A 16,832-nucleotide genomic window follows, 5' to 3' on the forward strand; every position below is an offset into this window, starting at 1 on the left:
CATCTGCTTGGGGCTGCTGCGTGCGGGCTTCAGTCAGGGCCGATCCGGAATGTCGCCGGTCAGGCGTCCATTCGTTCGATGGCGATCGCCGTGGCTTCCCCGCCGCCGATGCAGACCGACGCGACCCCACGCCGGAGCCCGTGGCTTTCGAGCGCCGACAGAAGCGTGACGAGGATCCGCGCGCCGGATGCGCCGATCGGATGGCCCAGCGCACAGGCCCCGCCATGCACGTTGACCTGATCGTGCGGCAGGCCCAGTTCCTTCATCGCCGCCATGGTGACGACCGCAAAGGCCTCGTTGATCTCGAACAGGTCGACATCGCCTGAGGACCAGCCGGTCCTTTCCCAGAGCCTGCGCATCGCCCCGATCGGCGCGGTCGGGAAAAGAGCGGGGCGATCCGCGAAGGACGCATGGCCGACGATCCGGGCCAGCGGCGTCATGCCGCGCTTTTCCGCGATGGAGGCGCGCGTCAGCAGCAGGGCCGCGCCACCATCCGAAATCGACGACGAATTGGCGGCTGTCACGGTGCCGCCGTCGCGGAAGGCGGGCTTCAGCGTCGGGATCTTGTCCGGCCTCGCCTCGCCGGGCTGTTCGTCCGTCGTCACTGTCCGCTCCACCTTGCCGGCCTTCAGCGTGACCGGCACGATCTCGGCCTCGAACCGGCCCCCGGCAATCGCCTGCTGCGCGCGGGAGAGCGAGGTGAGCGCGAACGCGTCCTGCGCGGCGCGGGAGAACTGGAACGCTTCCGCGCAATCCTCGGCGAACGTGCCCATCAGGCGTCCCTTGTCATAGGCATCCTCCAGCCCATCGAGGAACATGTGATCGATCACCTTGCCGTGGCCCATGCGATAGCCGCCCCGCGCCTGCGGCAGCAGGTAGGGCGCATTGGACATGCTCTCCATGCCGCCGGCCACGACCATTTCGGCCGCCCCCGCGAGGATCAGGTCATGGGCCATCATCGCGGCCTTCATGCCCGATCCGCACATCTTGTTGATCGTCGTGGCGGGGGTGGCGACGGGGAGGCCGGCGGCGATGGCGGCCTGTCGGGCCGGTGCCTGGCCCTGGCCCGCGGTGAGGACACAGCCCATGATGACCTCATCCGGCCATTCCGGGTCGGCGCCGGCGCGTGCGATGGCGGCTTGGATCGCGGCGCCCCCCAGTTCGGCAGCGCCTGCTTCCTTCAGATCGCCGGAAAAGCCGCCCATCGGCGTCCGGGCGATGCCCGCGATCACGATCGGATCCATCACATCCTGCTCCTTATTCTTATCGCGGTGCCATCCGAAGGGCGCCGTCCAGCCTGATGACCTCCCCGTTCAACATCTGGTTTTCGATGATGTGCCGGGCGAGTGCCGCATATTCGGCCGGATGGCCGAGGCGAGGCGGGAAGGGGACGGATGCGCCGAGCGCCTCGCGCACGTCGACGGGCATCGCCGCCATCATCGGCGTTTCGAAAATGCCCGGTGCGATCGTCACCACGCGAATGCCGTGGCGCGCCAGTTCGCGTGCGGCGGGCAGGGTGAGCGAGGCGACGCCCCCTTTGGACGCCGCATAGGCCGCCTGCCCGATCTGGCCATCATAGGCGGCGATGGAGGCCGTGTTGATGATGACGCCGCGTTCCTCTCCCTTTTCGGCGGGCTGCGCGGCCATCGCCTCGGCCGTCAGGCGCAGCATGTTGAACGTGCCGACGAGATTGATCATCACCGTACGCGAAAAGCTTTCCAGCGAATGGGGCCTGTCGCGCCCCAGGATCTTCTCGCCCGGCGCGACGCCGGCGCAGTTGATGAGGCCATCGATACGGCCGAAGGCTGAAAAAGCCGCCGCGATCGCGGCCTGCCCGTCAGCCTCGCTGGTCACGTCCGTCCGGTGAAACAGCGCCGCTTTCCCGAGCCCGCCGGCGACAGCCGCGCCCGCATCGGCATTCACGTCCAGCAGCACGGCCCGGCCGCCATTTTCCACCAGCATCCGCGCGACGGCCTCGCCTAGGCCCGAACCCGCGCCCGTTACGAGAAACGCCCGATCGCCGATCCGCATCCATCTCTCCTGTGTTTTTCAGCCTCTTGGCCCGGCAAGGCATGGACGAAGATCGAATGTCCATGCCCGACGGATCGTGTCTTTGCCATGTTGGGGGCAGATCGCGGCTGGACAAGACGGCGCGCGTTCGCCTCCCCGCATGGTGACCGGTGACCGGTGACCGGCGACCCGATCCCGGCCGACGATGTCACGATCGACCTGCGGCGATCCGCAACGCCCGTTCGAGCGAGGGCGGATACCGGCCTTATGCGTCCAGCACCTCGCGGGTCTTGCGCGCGAGGGACTGGAGCGAAAAAGGCTTGGGCAGGAAGGCGATGCCATAGTCGACCATGCCATTGTGGACGATCGCGTTGCGCGTATAGCCGGTCGTGTAGAGGACCTTGAGATCCGGCCTGATGGCCTGCGCCCGTTCCGCCAATTCCCGTCCGTTCATGCCCGGCATCATGATATCGGTGAAGAGCAGGCGGATGCCGGGGCTGGCCTCCATTCTGGCAAGCGCCTGCTCGCCATCGGATGCGTGGATCACGGTATAGCCGAGATCGCGCAGGGCATCGACGGACATGCGGCGCACGGCGCCCTCATCCTCGACGACGAGGATGACTTCGTCGGCGGCGCCGGGAGGCATCTGCGCAACTGCGGAGCCCACCGGATCCGCAGCGACGGCACCGACATGGCGCGGGAAATAGAGCTTCACCGTCGTTCCGGCGCCCACTTCCGAGTAAATCTTGATGTGGCCGTTGGATTGCTTGAGGAATCCGAACACCTGGCTGAGGCCGAGGCCGGTTCCGCGCCCGATTTCCTTCGTGGTGTAGAAAGGATCGAAGGCCCGGCTCATCACTTCGGCGGACATGCCTGCGCCGGTATCGGTGATGGAGAGCACCGCATATTGGCCGGCCGTGACTTCGTCGTGCAAGCGGGCATAGGCGTCGTCCAGCTCGGCATTGCCGGTTTCGATCGTCAGCTTGCCCCCGTCCGGCATCGCGTCGCGCGCGTTCACGGCCAGATTGAGCAGCGCGCTTTCGACCTGCGCGGGATCCGCGCAGATCGGCCAGAGCCCGCCGGCGAGCACCGTCTCCACGCGAATATTGTCGCCCAGCGTGCGGCGAAACATTTCCGACATGCCCGCCACCAGACGATTTGCGTCGATGACCTTGGGTTCGAGTGGCTGGCGCCGGGAAAAGGCCAGCAGCCGCGACGTGAGTGTGGCCGCCCGTTCGGCCCCCTCGATCGCACCATCGATATAGCGCACCGCACCAGCCGGCTCGCGGCCGCTAAGGCGGCGGCGCGCCATATCCAGGCTACCGATGATGATCGCCAGCATATTGTTGAAATCGTGGGCGATCCCGCCGGTCAACTGGCCCACGGCCTCCATCTTCTGGAGCTGGCGCACTTCGGACTGGGCGCTGATGCGGGCTGCCGCCTCCTCGCGCAGCCGCTGATTGCTGCCTTCCAGTTCCACCACCCGTCGCGCACTCTGGCGGACAGAGAAGACCGCCAGAAGCACGACCAGGATCGCGCTGACGAAAAGAGCCGCGCGCACCGCGAACGAGATCCAGTTCGCATATGCGCGGCGGCGGGCGAGCAGGCTATCCTCTTCGTCCGCCATGCCGCGCAATATCTCGACGAGCCGGTCCATATAGCGCTGGCCGGCGCCGCTCCTCATGATCGCGACGGCATCCGCCGGACGACCGAGACGGACCATCTCGATGCTGCCGCCAAGCTCCGAGAGCTTGGCCTGCGAAGCATGCTTCAGCACAGCGAGACTCGCCTGCTGCCGGGGATTGTCCCGCGTGGCGACGTTCAGGGCTTCCAGTTCCGTGGGCAGGCGATCAATCGCGTCCCGATACGGGCGGAGATAGGTGGACTGGCCCGACAGCAGATAGCCCCGCTGGCCGGATTCCGCATCCAGCATCAGGCGGTGGATCACGTTGAGCCGGTTTTCCACTTCCAGTGTGTGGCGGACCCAATCGGTGGCCACATCCTGCCGGCCCGACAGCCAGATGGACAGAATGGCGCTCGCTACCAGGGCGAGAAAGCCGAGGACGAGCGGCCATAGGGCGCGCACTGCATGCCGCGTGATCAAGACGCCCCCTCGTTATTCCAGCTTCGAAGCCTTGTATCGCCGGCCTAATCAACCCGATCCCGTTGCGCAATCGGTTGGACCGGTGCCGACGCGCAAAGAGTCCGGCAAATGGGGATGGGCGCAAAACCGCGCACACCGTCCTGTATGCCGGTGGCATCAGCGAATGAAATATCCTTGGTCTTCGCAAGCCCGAGCGGCGCGATCTTCATCCGCAGCGCCGGGACTCAGCCGGGAGATGGCCTGCCGGGCGCATCGCGGGATGGCCAGCGCAGAGGGAAGGGCGTGCCCGCCGAGGGGGTTCCGGCAAGCCGGCGCCGTTCGAAGGGGGGTATCGACCGGTGGCCGGACCAGCGTGCACATCCCTTAAAGCGGCCTAGAGTTTTCACAGATTTCCAAGAGATTTGGGCCTCGGCCGGGGGCGTCTCGTCGCTGCGCACAACACATCGATCGTTACGGCGGGAGTATTAACGCTTTGTCAATTTTTCGATTCATGCGATCGAACGAATCGTCCGCCGGGGTTTGGCGGGCATCGCTTTGTGTTGTGCGATTAGTTGTTTTGAGGGGAAAAATTATGAGAGGTTACGCGATACTTTGCGCCGCGCTGTGCGCCGCGCCGTCTTTCGCAGCGACAACGCTCACCAATGGAACAGGGGACGGAAAGCTGACCGTCACGGTAGCCAACGCGGGTGCCTACGGTTCGTCGGCAGGAGCGGGTTCGAGCGATGCCATCTATGATCCGGTGGGTGCGACCGCTCCCGGCCAGACGACCTACGAATCCTATGTCTATCTGGGTTTCGGGGGCTCCCGCACCAACATCAGCCTTCTCAATGCGACGGTGACGGCGTCGTCCGCCACGTCCGTATCGAGCGCGTTCGATTATTCGGGTCTTTCGTTCACGCTCGTCCAATCGCTGAGCGATCTCGTCAACGGGGGCATGCAGGCCGGTTCGCTGCTGACGCAGACCTACAGCTTCACGAATACCTCCGCCAATGCGCTGACCTTCGATCTGGTTCGCTATCTGGACGGTGATCTTTATTTCAACAACACCGACCTCAACGATGGTGGTGGCAGGCTCGTTACCTCCTCCGGCCAGGAGATCCTGTTCGAAACGGATACCGCGATCGGATCTGCCGACGCCGACACGTTCATCGGCATCGCCAACGAGGGTGGTACTTCGACGGGCTACGAAATCGCGAGCTACAGCGGCCTGCGCAGCCGTATCGCCGGCGGCTCCGCGCTCGCGAATTTCGTGGAAGGTGATGGCGTGGATGCCGATCAGTTCGTCGATTCCGGCAACGGCTATGACGTGACCCTGGGGCTCGGCCGTTCGTTCACGATCGCCGCCGGCGCCAGCGGCACCTTCACGACCCAGACGATCTTCGGCACCGGCCAGCCGGATCAGGTGGTGATCCCGCCGACTTCGGATGTTCCGGAACCCGCCACCTGGGCGATGTTCATCGGAGGCTTCGGCCTCGTCGGCAGCGCGATGCGCCGCCGTCGCGTGTCGGGCGTGATTTTCGGCTGATCGCTCAAGCCAGACTTTGAACGCGAGGGCGCCGTCGATCAAGAGGTCGGCGGCGCCTGAGTTTCTGCCGAGGCCGCGCTTCCGGCCGCAAGGCGTGTCGGTGCAACACTGCTTTTCGTCCAACGTCGAGTGTCCGCTGCGCCGGCTGTCTTGTTACCCGCCGCGATCGCGGTGTGCAGGCAAACCGTGATCGATCTGATAAGGCGATATGTGACGATCTGACCGGGCTGCGTTCTTCGGACCGGCTGGTGCCATGTACGTGATCGGGCGATGCCGGGATGGCGGATCCGCGAAAGCCGGCGGGCGCGCGGCCGCGACGGGAAAATCCGGAATGGCGGGGGCTGGCACAATTCACTACCAAGCCCTGTGGGCGCGCGCCGCGAAGCCCGTCGACCGATGCACGGGATGCTATGATGAGCGAGGAAAACACCAGGGGCGTGAGGCCCTATCCCGGGCCGGCCGGGGGCTGGGGGGCTCTTCGCGCCGTCGCCAAGGCCGTCAGGTCGGAAATGGGGGCGAGCACCAATACGCGCGCGCTGCTCAGCATGAACCAGCCGGAGGGTTTCGATTGCCCAGGTTGCGCGTGGCCCGATCCCAGGCACACATCATCCTTCGAATTTTGCGAGAACGGCGCCAAGGCTGTGACATGGGAGGCGACGCAGAAGCGCGTCGATCCCGATTTCTTCGCCCGGCACAGCGCGACGGAGCTTTGGTCCTGGTCCGATTATGAGCTGGAACATGCCGGGCGGCTGACCCACCCGCTGCGCTATGATCCCGAAACCGATCATTTCGTCCCGATCGAATGGGAGGAAGGCTTCGAACGGGCCGGCGCTGTTTTGCGCGCCATCGCGGATCCCAATCAGGTGGAATTCTACACGTCGGGAAGGGCCTCCAATGAGGCGGCCTTCCTCTATCAGCTGTTTGCGCGCGAATATGGGACCAACAATTTCCCCGATTGCTCGAACATGTGCCACGAGGCCACCAGTGTCGGGCTGCCGCAGTCGATCGGCGTCGGCAAGGGCACGGTGACGCTCGAGGATTTCGAGGAAACCGACGCGGTCTTCAGCTTCGGCCACAATCCGGGAACCAATCATCCGCGCATGTTGGGCACGCTGCGCGAGGTCGCCCGCCGGGGCAAGCCGATCATCGCGATCAATCCGATGCGCGAGCGCGGGCTGGAGCGTTTCCAGGATCCGCAGGCCCCGGTGGAGATGGCGACGCTCAGCGCAACGCCGATTTCGTCCGCTTATCATCTCGTGAAGGTTGGCGGTGATCTCGCCCTCATCAAGGGGCTGATAAAGGCACTGCTGGAGGCGGACGGCGCGGACATGGCCGCCGGCGGCGATGGCCTGCTCGATCGGGAGTTCATCCGCGTCCACACCACCGGTCTGGAAGGGCTGCGCGCCGATATCGACGCCACCGGCTGGGACGCGATCTGCCGGGCATCGGGCCTGACGCGCGAGGCGATCGAAAGCATCGCGCGCGTTTATTGGACGGCGCCGCGCGTCATCATCTGCTACGGGATGGGCATCACCCAGCACCGGCACGGGACGGAGACGGTCCAGCAACTCGCGAACCTGCTGCTTCTGCGCGGCAATTTCGGGCGGGCGGGGGCGGGCATCTGCCCGGTACGTGGCCATTCGAACGTGCAGGGCGACCGGACGGTGGGCATCACCGAGATACCCGGCGAGAAATTCCTCCAGCGGCTGGATCGTGCCTTCAGCATCGAAAGTCCCCGCGCCCACGGGCATAATGCGGTGGAGGCGATCGCCGCGATGCGGGACGGCACGGCCCGCGCGTTCATCGGGCTGGGCGGCAATCTCGCCGTCGCGATCAGCGATCCGCAGACGACGTTCGCCGCGTTCCGCAAGCTCGATCTGAACGTCCAGATCGTGACGAAGCTGAACCGCACCTGCCTTCTGACGGCCAGGGAGAGCCTGATCCTTCCGTGCCTGGGCCGTACGGAGATCGACATTCAGGCGGGCGGCCTTCAGGCCGTGACCGTCGAGGATTCGATGTCCGTCGTCCATGCCTCGCGCGGCATGCTACAGCCTGTTTCCGAGGCGCTTCGCTCGGAGCCGGCGATCGTCGCGGGGCTCGCCAAGGCCGCACTTCCGAAAACGGCGATCGGCTGGGATGCTCTCGTCGCCCATTATGACCGGATCCGGTACAAGATCGAGGAGGTGTTCCCGGACTTCTTCGATTTCAACGAACGCGTCCGCGTGAAAGGCGGATTCCGGCTGCGTGTCGGCGCATCGGAACGGCAATGGGATACGCCGGACGGACTGGCCCATTTCCTCGTGGCGGGCATACCGCTCAATATCGAGCGCGAGGATCATCCCTATCTGCTGACGACGATCCGCAGCCACGATCAATATAACACCACCATCTATGGCCTGAACGATCGGTATCGGGGCATTACGGGGCGCCGTGACGTCGTCTTCCTGAATGCCGAAGACCTGCGCGATCTCGGCATCGAACATGGCGAACGCGTGGATATCGTCGCGGGAGACCGCGTGTTCGGCAATCAGACCGCGGTGGCCCATCCGATCGCGCGCGGCTCGATCGCCGCTTATTATCCCGAGGCGAATTGCCTCGTTTCGCTCGGCGATCATGATGCCGCCAGCGGGACACCCGCCTACAAGTCGATCCCCGTGAAGGTCGTGCGGGCGGCGTGATGGCGGGCGCCGATGCGGAAGCGCTCGTCGAGCCGCGTTCCGCCATTTGCGCGGCGCGTTTCATCCGCGTCGGCGCGGATGGAGCGACCACGGAAATCGTCAGGGATCTCGCGGACGAAGTTCCGATCGCGATCGAATATCAGGGCATCGGCTATGCGGTGCTGATGGCGACGCCGCAGGATCTCGAGGATCTGGCCTTCGGCTTCACGTTGGCGGAGCGACTCGTCGATCACGGCGGGCAGATCGAGGAAGTGCTCCTGCACCCGACCGCGTATGGGATCATCGTCCGCGTGACGCTGGCCGCTGCCGTCGCCGAGCGTGTCGTCGATCGGGTCCGGCATCGCACCACGGAATCCTCGTGCGGCATGTGCGGCATCGAAAATCTCGAACAGGCGTTGCGGCCACTTCCCCGGCTCACCGCCGCGACGCGCGCCGCCGATGTCGCCTGTTTCCAGGCGCTGGCCGATCTGGAGGCGTTTCAGGATCTCAATCGGCGGACAGGCGCCGTGCATGCGGCAGCCGCGTGCGCGCCGGATGGCCGCATCCTGCTGGTGCGCGAGGATGTCGGCCGCCACAATGCCTTCGACAAGCTGGTGGGCGCCATGGCCCGTGCGGGGCAGGGGTGGGACGGCGGCTTCGCGCTCGTCTCCTCGCGATGCTCCTACGAACTGGTGGAAAAGGCGGTGCTGACGAATTGTCCGATGCTGGCGGCCATCTCCGCGCCCACCGCGCTGGCGATCGAGCGTGCCGCGGCCGCCGGCCTGCGCCTTCGGACGCTTGTCCGTCGCGATGCCTTGCTGGCGATCGATCCTTGACGGGGATCCTGGGGGCCATCCTTGCCGGCGGGCAATCCAGGCGGTTCGGATCGGACAAGGCGGAGGCGCTCCTCGACGGGAGGCGGCTGATCGATTGGGCGCGGGATGGCCTTCAGGGCCATGTCGAAAGGATCGTGATCTGCGGGCGTGCCGATGGCATTCCGGATCGTCCGCACGCGGGTCTCGGCCCGTTGGGCGGGATCAATGCCGCGCTCCATCATGCGCGGGTGATCGGGTTGAACACTGTCATCACCGTGCCGTGCGATGCGCCTGCGCTGCCCGACGGGATCATCGCCCGGCTGTGCGCTTCATCGATGCAGGCCCATCTCGCGGCGCTGCCGGTCGTCGGGCGTTGGGACGTGGGCTGGGCGGATCTGCTCGACCAGCATCTGGAAGGACCGGAGCGTTCGATCAGGGGATGGGCCTGCAGGATCGGGAGCATGGGCCTGGAGGGCGGGAGCGGCATCGCCAATATCAACACCAGGGAGGATCTGGAACGCATGATCTTCGGCGATGGCGGCGATGGCTGATCGGGCCGATCGCACGAGTGAAGGGCCTGTCTCCATCCGATAGGGTAGTCGCCCCACGCCAGCGCCCGCGGGCCGGGCGGAATTGGGACGTTCGTGCCCCCTGGCCGCAGATCCGATCGGGAAGACGGGTCCCGCTTCTGGATTGTCATTTGCTGGCGTAAATGCGGGGGTGGCAACGCGGTTCAAACCGCGTTTCGCTGATATGATGATGGCAGGCGGCGCGTACTACACGGATCGGGTTCAGCTCAGCCGGTGCATCGTAGCCATTCTCCACAACTCCGAATATTGGCCGTAGGGTCGCTTGCTACAAAAGCACAATGCCCGGAACATCGGGAGTGAGAGGATGGCGGGATGCGTGCCACGCGCACCCAGCACTGCCAGTGAGGCCAATGGTTCGATCGATCCGCAACACGCTGATATTTGGCGGGCTGGGCGCCCTGATCGTTCTTCTCGCGGTGGCGCTGGCGGCGTCGACGGGCCTGCGCCGGGCCAATCAGGTACTCGCCCGATCCGGCTATTCGCAGGACCAACTCGCGCTCGCCATGGGATTGGAAGCGGGCGTCAACACCTATGTCGCGCGCGCTGCGATGGGCATTCCGATGCGCGCGCGGCTGGAGGAGCGGGAGAAGATCGAGGCGCTGCTCCTTCGCTACGACGCCTCGATCCGTGCCGAGCGAGCTTTGCTGACGACAACCGGTGACGCGGTGGACGACGCGGACGAGGAACTTGCGACCGTATCCGAACTGGGGCGCCTGTTCCGGGCGATCCGCCGCGATGCCGATACAGGCGTCGCCACCGAGCGGGCCTCGCTGTCTGCCGATCTGGATCGCTTCCAGTCTCTGGTCCGCCGGACGGTGGCGCAGGAGCGCGCCGAAGTGACCGAAACGGTCGGGCGGTTCGATCAGGCCCGCCGCGTGATCCGCGCGATGGCAATCGCCTTGCCAATCTTCACGGCTTTTGTCGGTGCGCTCGGTCTGGGCCTGCTGCTCGCACGGCTCCGCCGTCCGATCGCGAGACTGCAATCGGCGATGGCGGCCGTGAGCAAGGGGCATGCTGAGCCGGTGGGCGATCTGGGCTTCGCGGAATTCCAGGCCCTTGCCGTCGGCTTCGATCGGATGGCCGACGAAATCGCGGCCCAGCGGGCAGCCCTGTCAAACGTCAATGCCCGGCTTGAACACGACGTCGCGGCACGGACGGCCGAGCTGGAAGCCCGCAATGCGCAACTGGCCGAGATCGAGGCGACACGCCGGGCCTTCTTCGCGCAGATCAGCCATGAACTGCGCACGCCGATCACCGCGCTCCAGTGCGAAGCGGAGGTGGCGCTGCGCGGCCGATCCGGCGACGCGGCGATGCTCCGCGAGGCGCTGGAGCAGATCATGGCTCAGGGCGGCGTCATCCGCCGGCGTCTTGCCGACCTGCTGGCCATTTCTCAGGCCGAAGACGGGCGGCTCGTCATGGCGCAGGCATCGTTCGATCTGGGCCAGGCGCTGCGCGAAAGCATGGCGCTTGCAGATCCGTTCGCCCGGGCGAGCGGATCGCGGGTGGAGGCGCGGATCGACGATGGCGAGTGCATCGTGCGCGGTGACGCCGGATGGATGCAGCAGGCGCTGATCGCCCTGCTCGACAATGCCATCAAATTCTCGGCCGATGCCGCGATCCGGGTGGACCTGGCAAGGGCGGCCGGGAAAGCGGAGTTGACGATCGTCGACAACGGACCCGGCGTTGCCGAAGGCGCGCTGGAGCGGCTGTTCGAACGCTTTCATCAGGAGCCGGCGGGCAGGGCGCGCGGCGGCTCCGGGCTGGGCCTTTCGGTCGCGCGATCGGTGGTGGATCATCATGGCGGCAGTATCGCAGCATCCAATCGGGACGGCGGGGGGCTGCGGATCTCCATAACCCTGCCACTGGCATCATGAAGGAACGGGCATGAACATCCTGCTGGTGGAGGACGATCCCGCAATCGGCCGCGTGCTGGTGCGCGGGCTCGCGGCGGAGGGCTATGGCGTCAACTGGCGCAGATCCGGCCATGGCGCGCGGGAGTCGCTCGCCACCGGCATGTTCAGCGCCGCGATCCTCGATCTCGGGTTGCCCGACATGGACGGGCTCGCCCTGTGTGAGAATTTGCGACGCACGGGTGTGGAAACGCCGCTGCTGATGCTCACGGCGCGCGCCACGCTGCAGGACAAGCTCGATGGGTTCGGAGCGGGGGCGGACGATTATCTGACCAAGCCCTTTGCATTCGAGGAGCTGCTCGTCCGTCTGAACGCCGTCACCCGGCGGGGCGGACGCGAGCGGGGCGAGGTGCTCGCCATCGGCGCGCTGCGCATCGACGCGGTCGCGCGTATCGTCTCCGTCGGCGAGGCGCGGATCGAGGCGTCGAAGCGCGAATTCGATCTGCTGCTGTGTCTCGCCCGGGGCGCAGGCGGCGTCGTGACCCGCGATCAGATCCTCAATCGCGTCTGGGGTGAAAAGGGTGACGTCACGCTCAACACGGTGGACGTCTATATCGGCTATCTGCGCCAGTTGCTGGCACCTTTCCCGGATGCGCCGCGCATCTCCACGGTGCGCGGCGTCGGCTATCGGCTGGCGGCCGAGCCTTCCGGCCCAAAGCACTAGGCTTTCTGAGAGCCGTCTCACCGTCCTCCAAAGATTTTCTCAGAGACGACCGCCTAGCCTCCTCTCGTCAAACAACCCGTCGACACGGGGCAGGAGGGGCAGTTCATGATCGGAAACAAGGCATTTCATGCGGGCCTGCTGGCGACAGCAGCGCTCCTGGCGCAATCGGCGCCGGCCCAGCAATTTGCGTCACACGATTTCACCAAGCCCGGTGTGACCTGGGAAGACATCCTCGGCGACGAGACGAGCAACGATAATGTGCTGATGTATGGCGCGGGCGTGCGCGCGCAGCGTTACAGCACGCTCGATCAGATCAACGATCAGACCGCCGCGAAGCTGAAGCCTAAATGGACCTTCTCCTTCGGCGACGAGCGCCAGCGCGGTCAGGAAGGGCAGGCGCTGATCTACGATGGCGTGATCTACATCACCGCATCCTACAGCCGCATCTTCGCGCTGGATGCCAAGACCGGCCAGAAGATCTGGTCCTACAGCTATCGCCTGCCGGATGACATCCGCCCCTGCTGCGACGTCGTCAATCGCGGTGCCGCCATCTATGGCGACAAGATCTTCTTCGGCACGCTGGATGCCGCGATGGTCGCGCTGGATCGCAAGACGGGCAAGGTGATCTGGCGGAAGAAATTCCAGGACCACACCGCCGGCTACACCATGACCGGCGCGCCGACGATCGTGAAGGATGCGAAGACCGGCAAGGTGATGCTGATCCACGGATCATCGGGCGATGAATTCGGCGCGGTGGGCGAGCTTTATGCGCGCGATCCCGATACGGGCGACGAGCTCTGGATGCGGCCGATGGTGGAAGGCCACCAGGGGCGCCTCAACGGCAAGCCCCACACCTTCACCGGAAATCCCAAGGCGCCCTCCTGGCCGAACGACAAGGATGGCAAGAAGGTGGAGGCCTGGAACCATGGCGGCGGCGCGCCCTGGCAATCCGCCACCTATGACGTGAAGACCAACACGATCGTGATCGGCACCGGCAATCCGGCGCCGTGGAATACGAACAAGCGCTCGCCGGGCGACAGCCTCTACACGTCGGGCCAGATCTATATCGAGCCCTCGACCGGCGAGCCGGTGGGCTTCTTCCAGCACACGCCCAACGATGCGTGGGATTTTTCGGGCAACAATCCGATCGTGCTGTTCGATCTGAAGAAGGACGGGAAGATCATCCGCGCCGGCGCGCATGCCGATCGCAACGGATATTTCTTCCTGACCGACCTTGATACCATGACCAAGCGCGACGGCCGCATTTCCAAGCAGGTGGGCGGCGCGATCGGCATCTATCCGTTCGTGCCCGAAATCACCTGGGCGACTGGATGGGACGTGAAGAAGGGCCGCCCGATCGAGCAGCCCGGCCAGCGCCCTCCGAGCCCGGAACCGGGCCAGGAACGCGGCAAGACGGTGGAGGTGTCGCCCAACTTCCTCGGCGGCACGAACTGGATGCCGATGTCGTACAATCCCGACACCAATCTCTTCTACATTCCGTCCAACGACTGGAAGGAGGATTACTGGACCGAGAATGTCACCTATTCGAAGGGTGCCGCCTATCTGGGCCAGGGCTTCCGCATCAAACGCAAATATCCGGACCATGTCGGCGTGCTGCGCGCGATGGATCCGGTGACGGGCAAGATCGCCTGGGAAGCCAAGGAGCATCTGCCTCTCTGGGGCGGCAACCTGACGACCAAGGGCAATATCGTCGTGCAGGGCACGAGCGACGGCTATGTGAAGATCTTCAACGCGAAGACCGGCGCCGAATTGTGGAAATTCCAGACCGGATCCGGCGTCGTCTCGGTGCCGATCACGTGGGAGGATGAGGGCAAGCAATATATCGGCCTCGCCTCGGGTTATGGTGGCGCCGTGCCGCTGTGGGGCGGTGATATGGCGGACCTGACCAAGACGGTCAGCCAGGGCGGCTCCTTCTGGGTGTTCGAACTGCCCGACAGCTGAGGTCGGCGCCCCGGATCGGATCGGGCCACCCGGCGGGATCGCCTCGCCGTCTGCCGGGTGGCCCATTCCGGTTCCTGTCGAGCTCCCCAAAATAAGGAGGAATCGCGATGCGCGTTTCCCTTGTCATCGCTCTTGCGATCATCGCGGCGACGTCTGCTGCGGCGCAGTCGGTGATCGTCAATGTCGAGGAACGGCCGAAGCCGTGGGTGGTGGGCACCTGCGAGATCGGGCCCAATGCCCAATGCCCCAATGCCGACCTGAGCTTCGCGGATCTGCGCGGCGCGGATCTGCGCGGCGCCAATCTGGAGGGCGCCAAGCTCGTGCGCGCGGATCTGCGCTACGCCAATCTCAATGGCGCGGATCTGACGGGCGCCAATCTCGATGCTGCGCGCATGACGACCGCCTTCATCAATGCCGTGAGCCTGCATCATGCCAGCCTGAAGGGCACGGACATGAGCTTCGTCCGCGGATCTCACGCCGTGTTCGATGATGCGGATCTCACCGCCGCCTCGCTGGAAAAGGCCGATCTGAAGGGCGCCCGGTTCAAGCGCGCGCTGCTGATCTCGACCGAGCTTCAGGAAACGAAATTCTATGAGGTGGATTTCACGGGCGCCGTGATGCGGGATGCCCATATCCGCTTCACCATCTTTCAGGATGCCTATGTCGAGGCCTGCACCGGCTGCCCCAAGGATTGGCAGAAGGGCGATACGGTTTGGCAGGCGGAGGAGAAGGAGCGACTGCGCAACCAGCGGCAGGAATCGCCGCACGGGGCGGAATGATCCGGTCAGCCCGCAAGCCGGAGGCGAATATGCCCATGTCGCATCGGATCAGTCGCCCGATCCTGATGCTGTCGCTGGTGTTGGCCGCGGGCGTCGCCGCTTCACGCCTCGCCGCGCAGGCGGAGGTGGCGCCGCAGCCCGTGGACACGGCGGCTCTTCCCGATATTGCGCCGGGCAATGACAAGTGGATCATCAGAAACCCCTATCGCGACGATCCCGCCGTCTATGCGACCGCGAAAAGGATCGGCGAACGGGCGTATGAGCAGAATTGCGCGCGCTGCCACGGATCGGGCGCGGTAAGCGAGGGCATCGTGCCCGATCTCCGGCATCTCGATGCGGGAGAGGCCGGGGATCAATGGTTCATCACCCGCTATCACCACGGTCTGAAGCGCGACGGAAAGGTCTATATGCCCCCGATGGGTGACGCGCTGGGCCAGAAGGCAGGTTGGGCCATTCGTTCCTGGCTGGACGGCAAGCGCAAGAGTTGAACGCGCCCGCCGGCGTGGTGGGTGAGCGGCGGCCGATCTGGTGGACATCGAGATGGGCTCATCCGAGCTGTCCTGGTTTCGAGCCGCTCCACAACCCGGGCCGCAAACCCGCCCCGATCACGCCCGTCGTCTTCCGGGCACGGACCGCCCGCAAGCTTAACGATGTCCACCCGGCCGGCTCCGCGTCCCCTCTGTCCAAATCCTTCTGGCGGCTCGCGGCGGTGGCCTCAGGCCGAAAGAATGACCTTCATCGCTTTTTCGTTCGCCGCGTTGCCAAACACCTCATAGGCCGTCAAAATGTCGTCCAAATTGAAGCGGTGGGTGATCAGCTTCAATGGATCGGCCTTGCCCGCCTGCACGGCTTTCATCAGCATGGGTGTGGTATTCGTGTTTACCAGGCCCATTGAAATATTGATATTCTTTATCCACAGTTCTTCGATATGGAGCGTCACCGGAGATCCATGCACGCCGACATTCGCGATGTTCCCTCCTGCTGACACGATCTTTTGGCAGATATCGAACGTCGCCGGAACGCCGACCGCCTCGATGGCCACGTCGACGCCTTTGCCCCCGGTCATATCCATCGCCCGCACGACCGGATCCTCGAGCCCGACCTGTATCGTGTCCGTCGCGCCAAACTGGCGTGCCAGGCCCAGGCGGGCGGGATCCATATCGATCATCACGATCTGGCCCGGCGCATAGAATTGCGCCGTCAGGAGCGCCGACATGCCTACCGGACCGGCACCGACGATGGCGATGCTGTCACCCGGCTTCACGCCGCCCGCCTGCACGCCGATCTCCAGCCCCGTGGGCATGATATCCGACAGCATGACCAGGGCTTCCTCGTTCGCGCCTGCCGGGATCGGGTAGAGCGAGTTGTCGCCATGGGGAATGCGGACATATTCCGCCTGGGTGCCGTCGATGGCTCCTCCCAGTTGCCAGCCTCCGTCCGAGCAGTGCGAATATAGCTGTCGCTTGCAATTCTCGCAGGCCCCGCATTTCGTGATGCAGGAAATCAACACGGCATCACCGTTCGAGAAGTTGCGTACGGCGCTGCCAACCTCCTCGACGATGCCGACGCCTTCGTGGCCCAGCGTTGTGCCTTCCGAGACGCTGGGCACGTCGCCCTTGAGGATGTGCAGATCGCTGCCGCAGATTGTAGTTTTCGTAATGCGTACGATCACGTCCGTTGAATTCTGAATGGTCGGAATCGGCTTTTCTACCCAGTCCTTCTTGCCGGGTCCAAAATAAACAAGAGCTTTCATGGTGGCGCGTCCTCTTCTGTTCGTTATTGTGGGAATGTATCGGGACGATGATGGTGAGATCAT

13 protein-coding genes are annotated in these 16,832 nt (G+C 64.9%); 9 read left to right on the forward strand and 4 right to left on the reverse strand.

The window, feature by feature from the left end; translation table 11 throughout:
- Positions 1-59 precede the first annotated feature (59 nt).
- From DI605_RS16650 to DI605_RS16660, 3 genes are all read right to left on the reverse strand, one after another.
- A complete protein-coding gene (locus tag DI605_RS16650) occupies positions 60-1,244 on the reverse strand; it encodes an acetyl-CoA C-acyltransferase (protein ID WP_293976243.1) in 1,185 nt (394 codons plus the stop codon).
- A gap of 19 nt (positions 1,245-1,263) precedes the next feature.
- On the reverse strand, positions 1,264-2,031 hold the full coding sequence (locus DI605_RS16655; protein WP_293976139.1) for an SDR family NAD(P)-dependent oxidoreductase: 768 nt from the start codon (positions 2,029-2,031) through the stop codon (positions 1,264-1,266).
- 244 nt (positions 2,032-2,275) lie between these two features.
- Positions 2,276-4,114, reverse strand: a complete 1,839-nt coding sequence (locus tag DI605_RS16660) for a CHASE3 domain-containing protein (RefSeq protein ID WP_293976141.1) — start codon at positions 4,112-4,114, stop codon at positions 2,276-2,278.
- Positions 4,115-4,685: 571 nt separating this feature from the next.
- On the opposite strand from DI605_RS16660, the gene DI605_RS16665 reads away from it, so the two are divergent.
- The 9 genes from DI605_RS16665 to pedF all read left to right on the forward strand — a co-directional run bounded on the left by DI605_RS16665 (position 4,686) and on the right by pedF (position 15,504).
- The gene (locus DI605_RS16665) at positions 4,686-5,639 is read left to right on the forward strand and encodes a PEPxxWA-CTERM sorting domain-containing protein (RefSeq protein WP_293976143.1); all 954 of its coding nucleotides are present in this window, start codon (positions 4,686-4,688) and stop codon (positions 5,637-5,639) included.
- Positions 5,640-6,052: 413 nt separating this feature from the next.
- Positions 6,053-8,317, forward strand: coding sequence for an FdhF/YdeP family oxidoreductase (locus tag DI605_RS16670; protein WP_293976145.1), 2,265 nt, complete (start codon positions 6,053-6,055; stop codon positions 8,315-8,317).
- Entirely contained in the window at positions 8,317-9,132 is an 816-nt protein-coding gene (gene fdhD, locus DI605_RS16675) for a formate dehydrogenase accessory sulfurtransferase FdhD (protein ID WP_293976147.1), read from the forward strand. The genes DI605_RS16670 and fdhD overlap by 1 nt, the downstream gene beginning before the upstream one ends.
- A complete protein-coding gene (locus DI605_RS16680) occupies positions 9,129-9,662 on the forward strand; it encodes a molybdenum cofactor guanylyltransferase (RefSeq protein ID WP_293976149.1) in 534 nt (177 codons plus the stop codon). The genes fdhD and DI605_RS16680 overlap by 4 nt, the downstream gene beginning before the upstream one ends.
- A 389-nt stretch (positions 9,663-10,051) precedes the next feature.
- Positions 10,052-11,575 (forward strand): HAMP domain-containing sensor histidine kinase, encoded by a 1,524-nt coding sequence (locus DI605_RS16685; protein ID WP_293976151.1) that lies wholly within the window; start codon positions 10,052-10,054, stop codon positions 11,573-11,575.
- A gap of 10 nt (positions 11,576-11,585) precedes the next feature.
- Positions 11,586-12,275: a response regulator transcription factor gene (locus DI605_RS16690; protein ID WP_293976153.1), complete on the forward strand. Its 690-nt coding sequence runs from the start codon at positions 11,586-11,588 to the stop codon at positions 12,273-12,275.
- A 105-nt stretch (positions 12,276-12,380) separates the two neighbouring features.
- The gene (locus DI605_RS16695; protein ID WP_293976155.1) at positions 12,381-14,237 is read left to right on the forward strand and encodes a methanol/ethanol family PQQ-dependent dehydrogenase; all 1,857 of its coding nucleotides are present in this window, start codon (positions 12,381-12,383) and stop codon (positions 14,235-14,237) included.
- Positions 14,238-14,344: 107 nt separating this feature from the next.
- Positions 14,345-15,016 (forward strand): pentapeptide repeat-containing protein, encoded by a 672-nt coding sequence (locus tag DI605_RS16700; RefSeq protein ID WP_293976157.1) that lies wholly within the window; start codon positions 14,345-14,347, stop codon positions 15,014-15,016.
- Positions 15,017-15,081: 65 nt separating this feature from the next.
- The gene (gene pedF, locus DI605_RS16705; RefSeq protein ID WP_293976245.1) at positions 15,082-15,504 is read left to right on the forward strand and encodes a cytochrome c-550 PedF; all 423 of its coding nucleotides are present in this window, start codon (positions 15,082-15,084) and stop codon (positions 15,502-15,504) included.
- A gap of 227 nt (positions 15,505-15,731) precedes the next feature.
- Here pedF and DI605_RS16710 read toward each other — a convergent pair whose 3' ends face one another.
- Complete coding sequence (locus DI605_RS16710; protein ID WP_293976159.1) at positions 15,732-16,769, reverse strand: zinc-dependent alcohol dehydrogenase family protein; 1,038 nt, start codon at positions 16,767-16,769, stop codon at positions 15,732-15,734.
- Between the last annotated feature and the right edge of the window lie 63 nt (positions 16,770-16,832).

Source organism: Sphingomonas sp. (assembly GCF_003248515.1).
Classification (GTDB): domain Bacteria; phylum Pseudomonadota; class Alphaproteobacteria; order Sphingomonadales; family Sphingomonadaceae; genus Sphingomonas_I.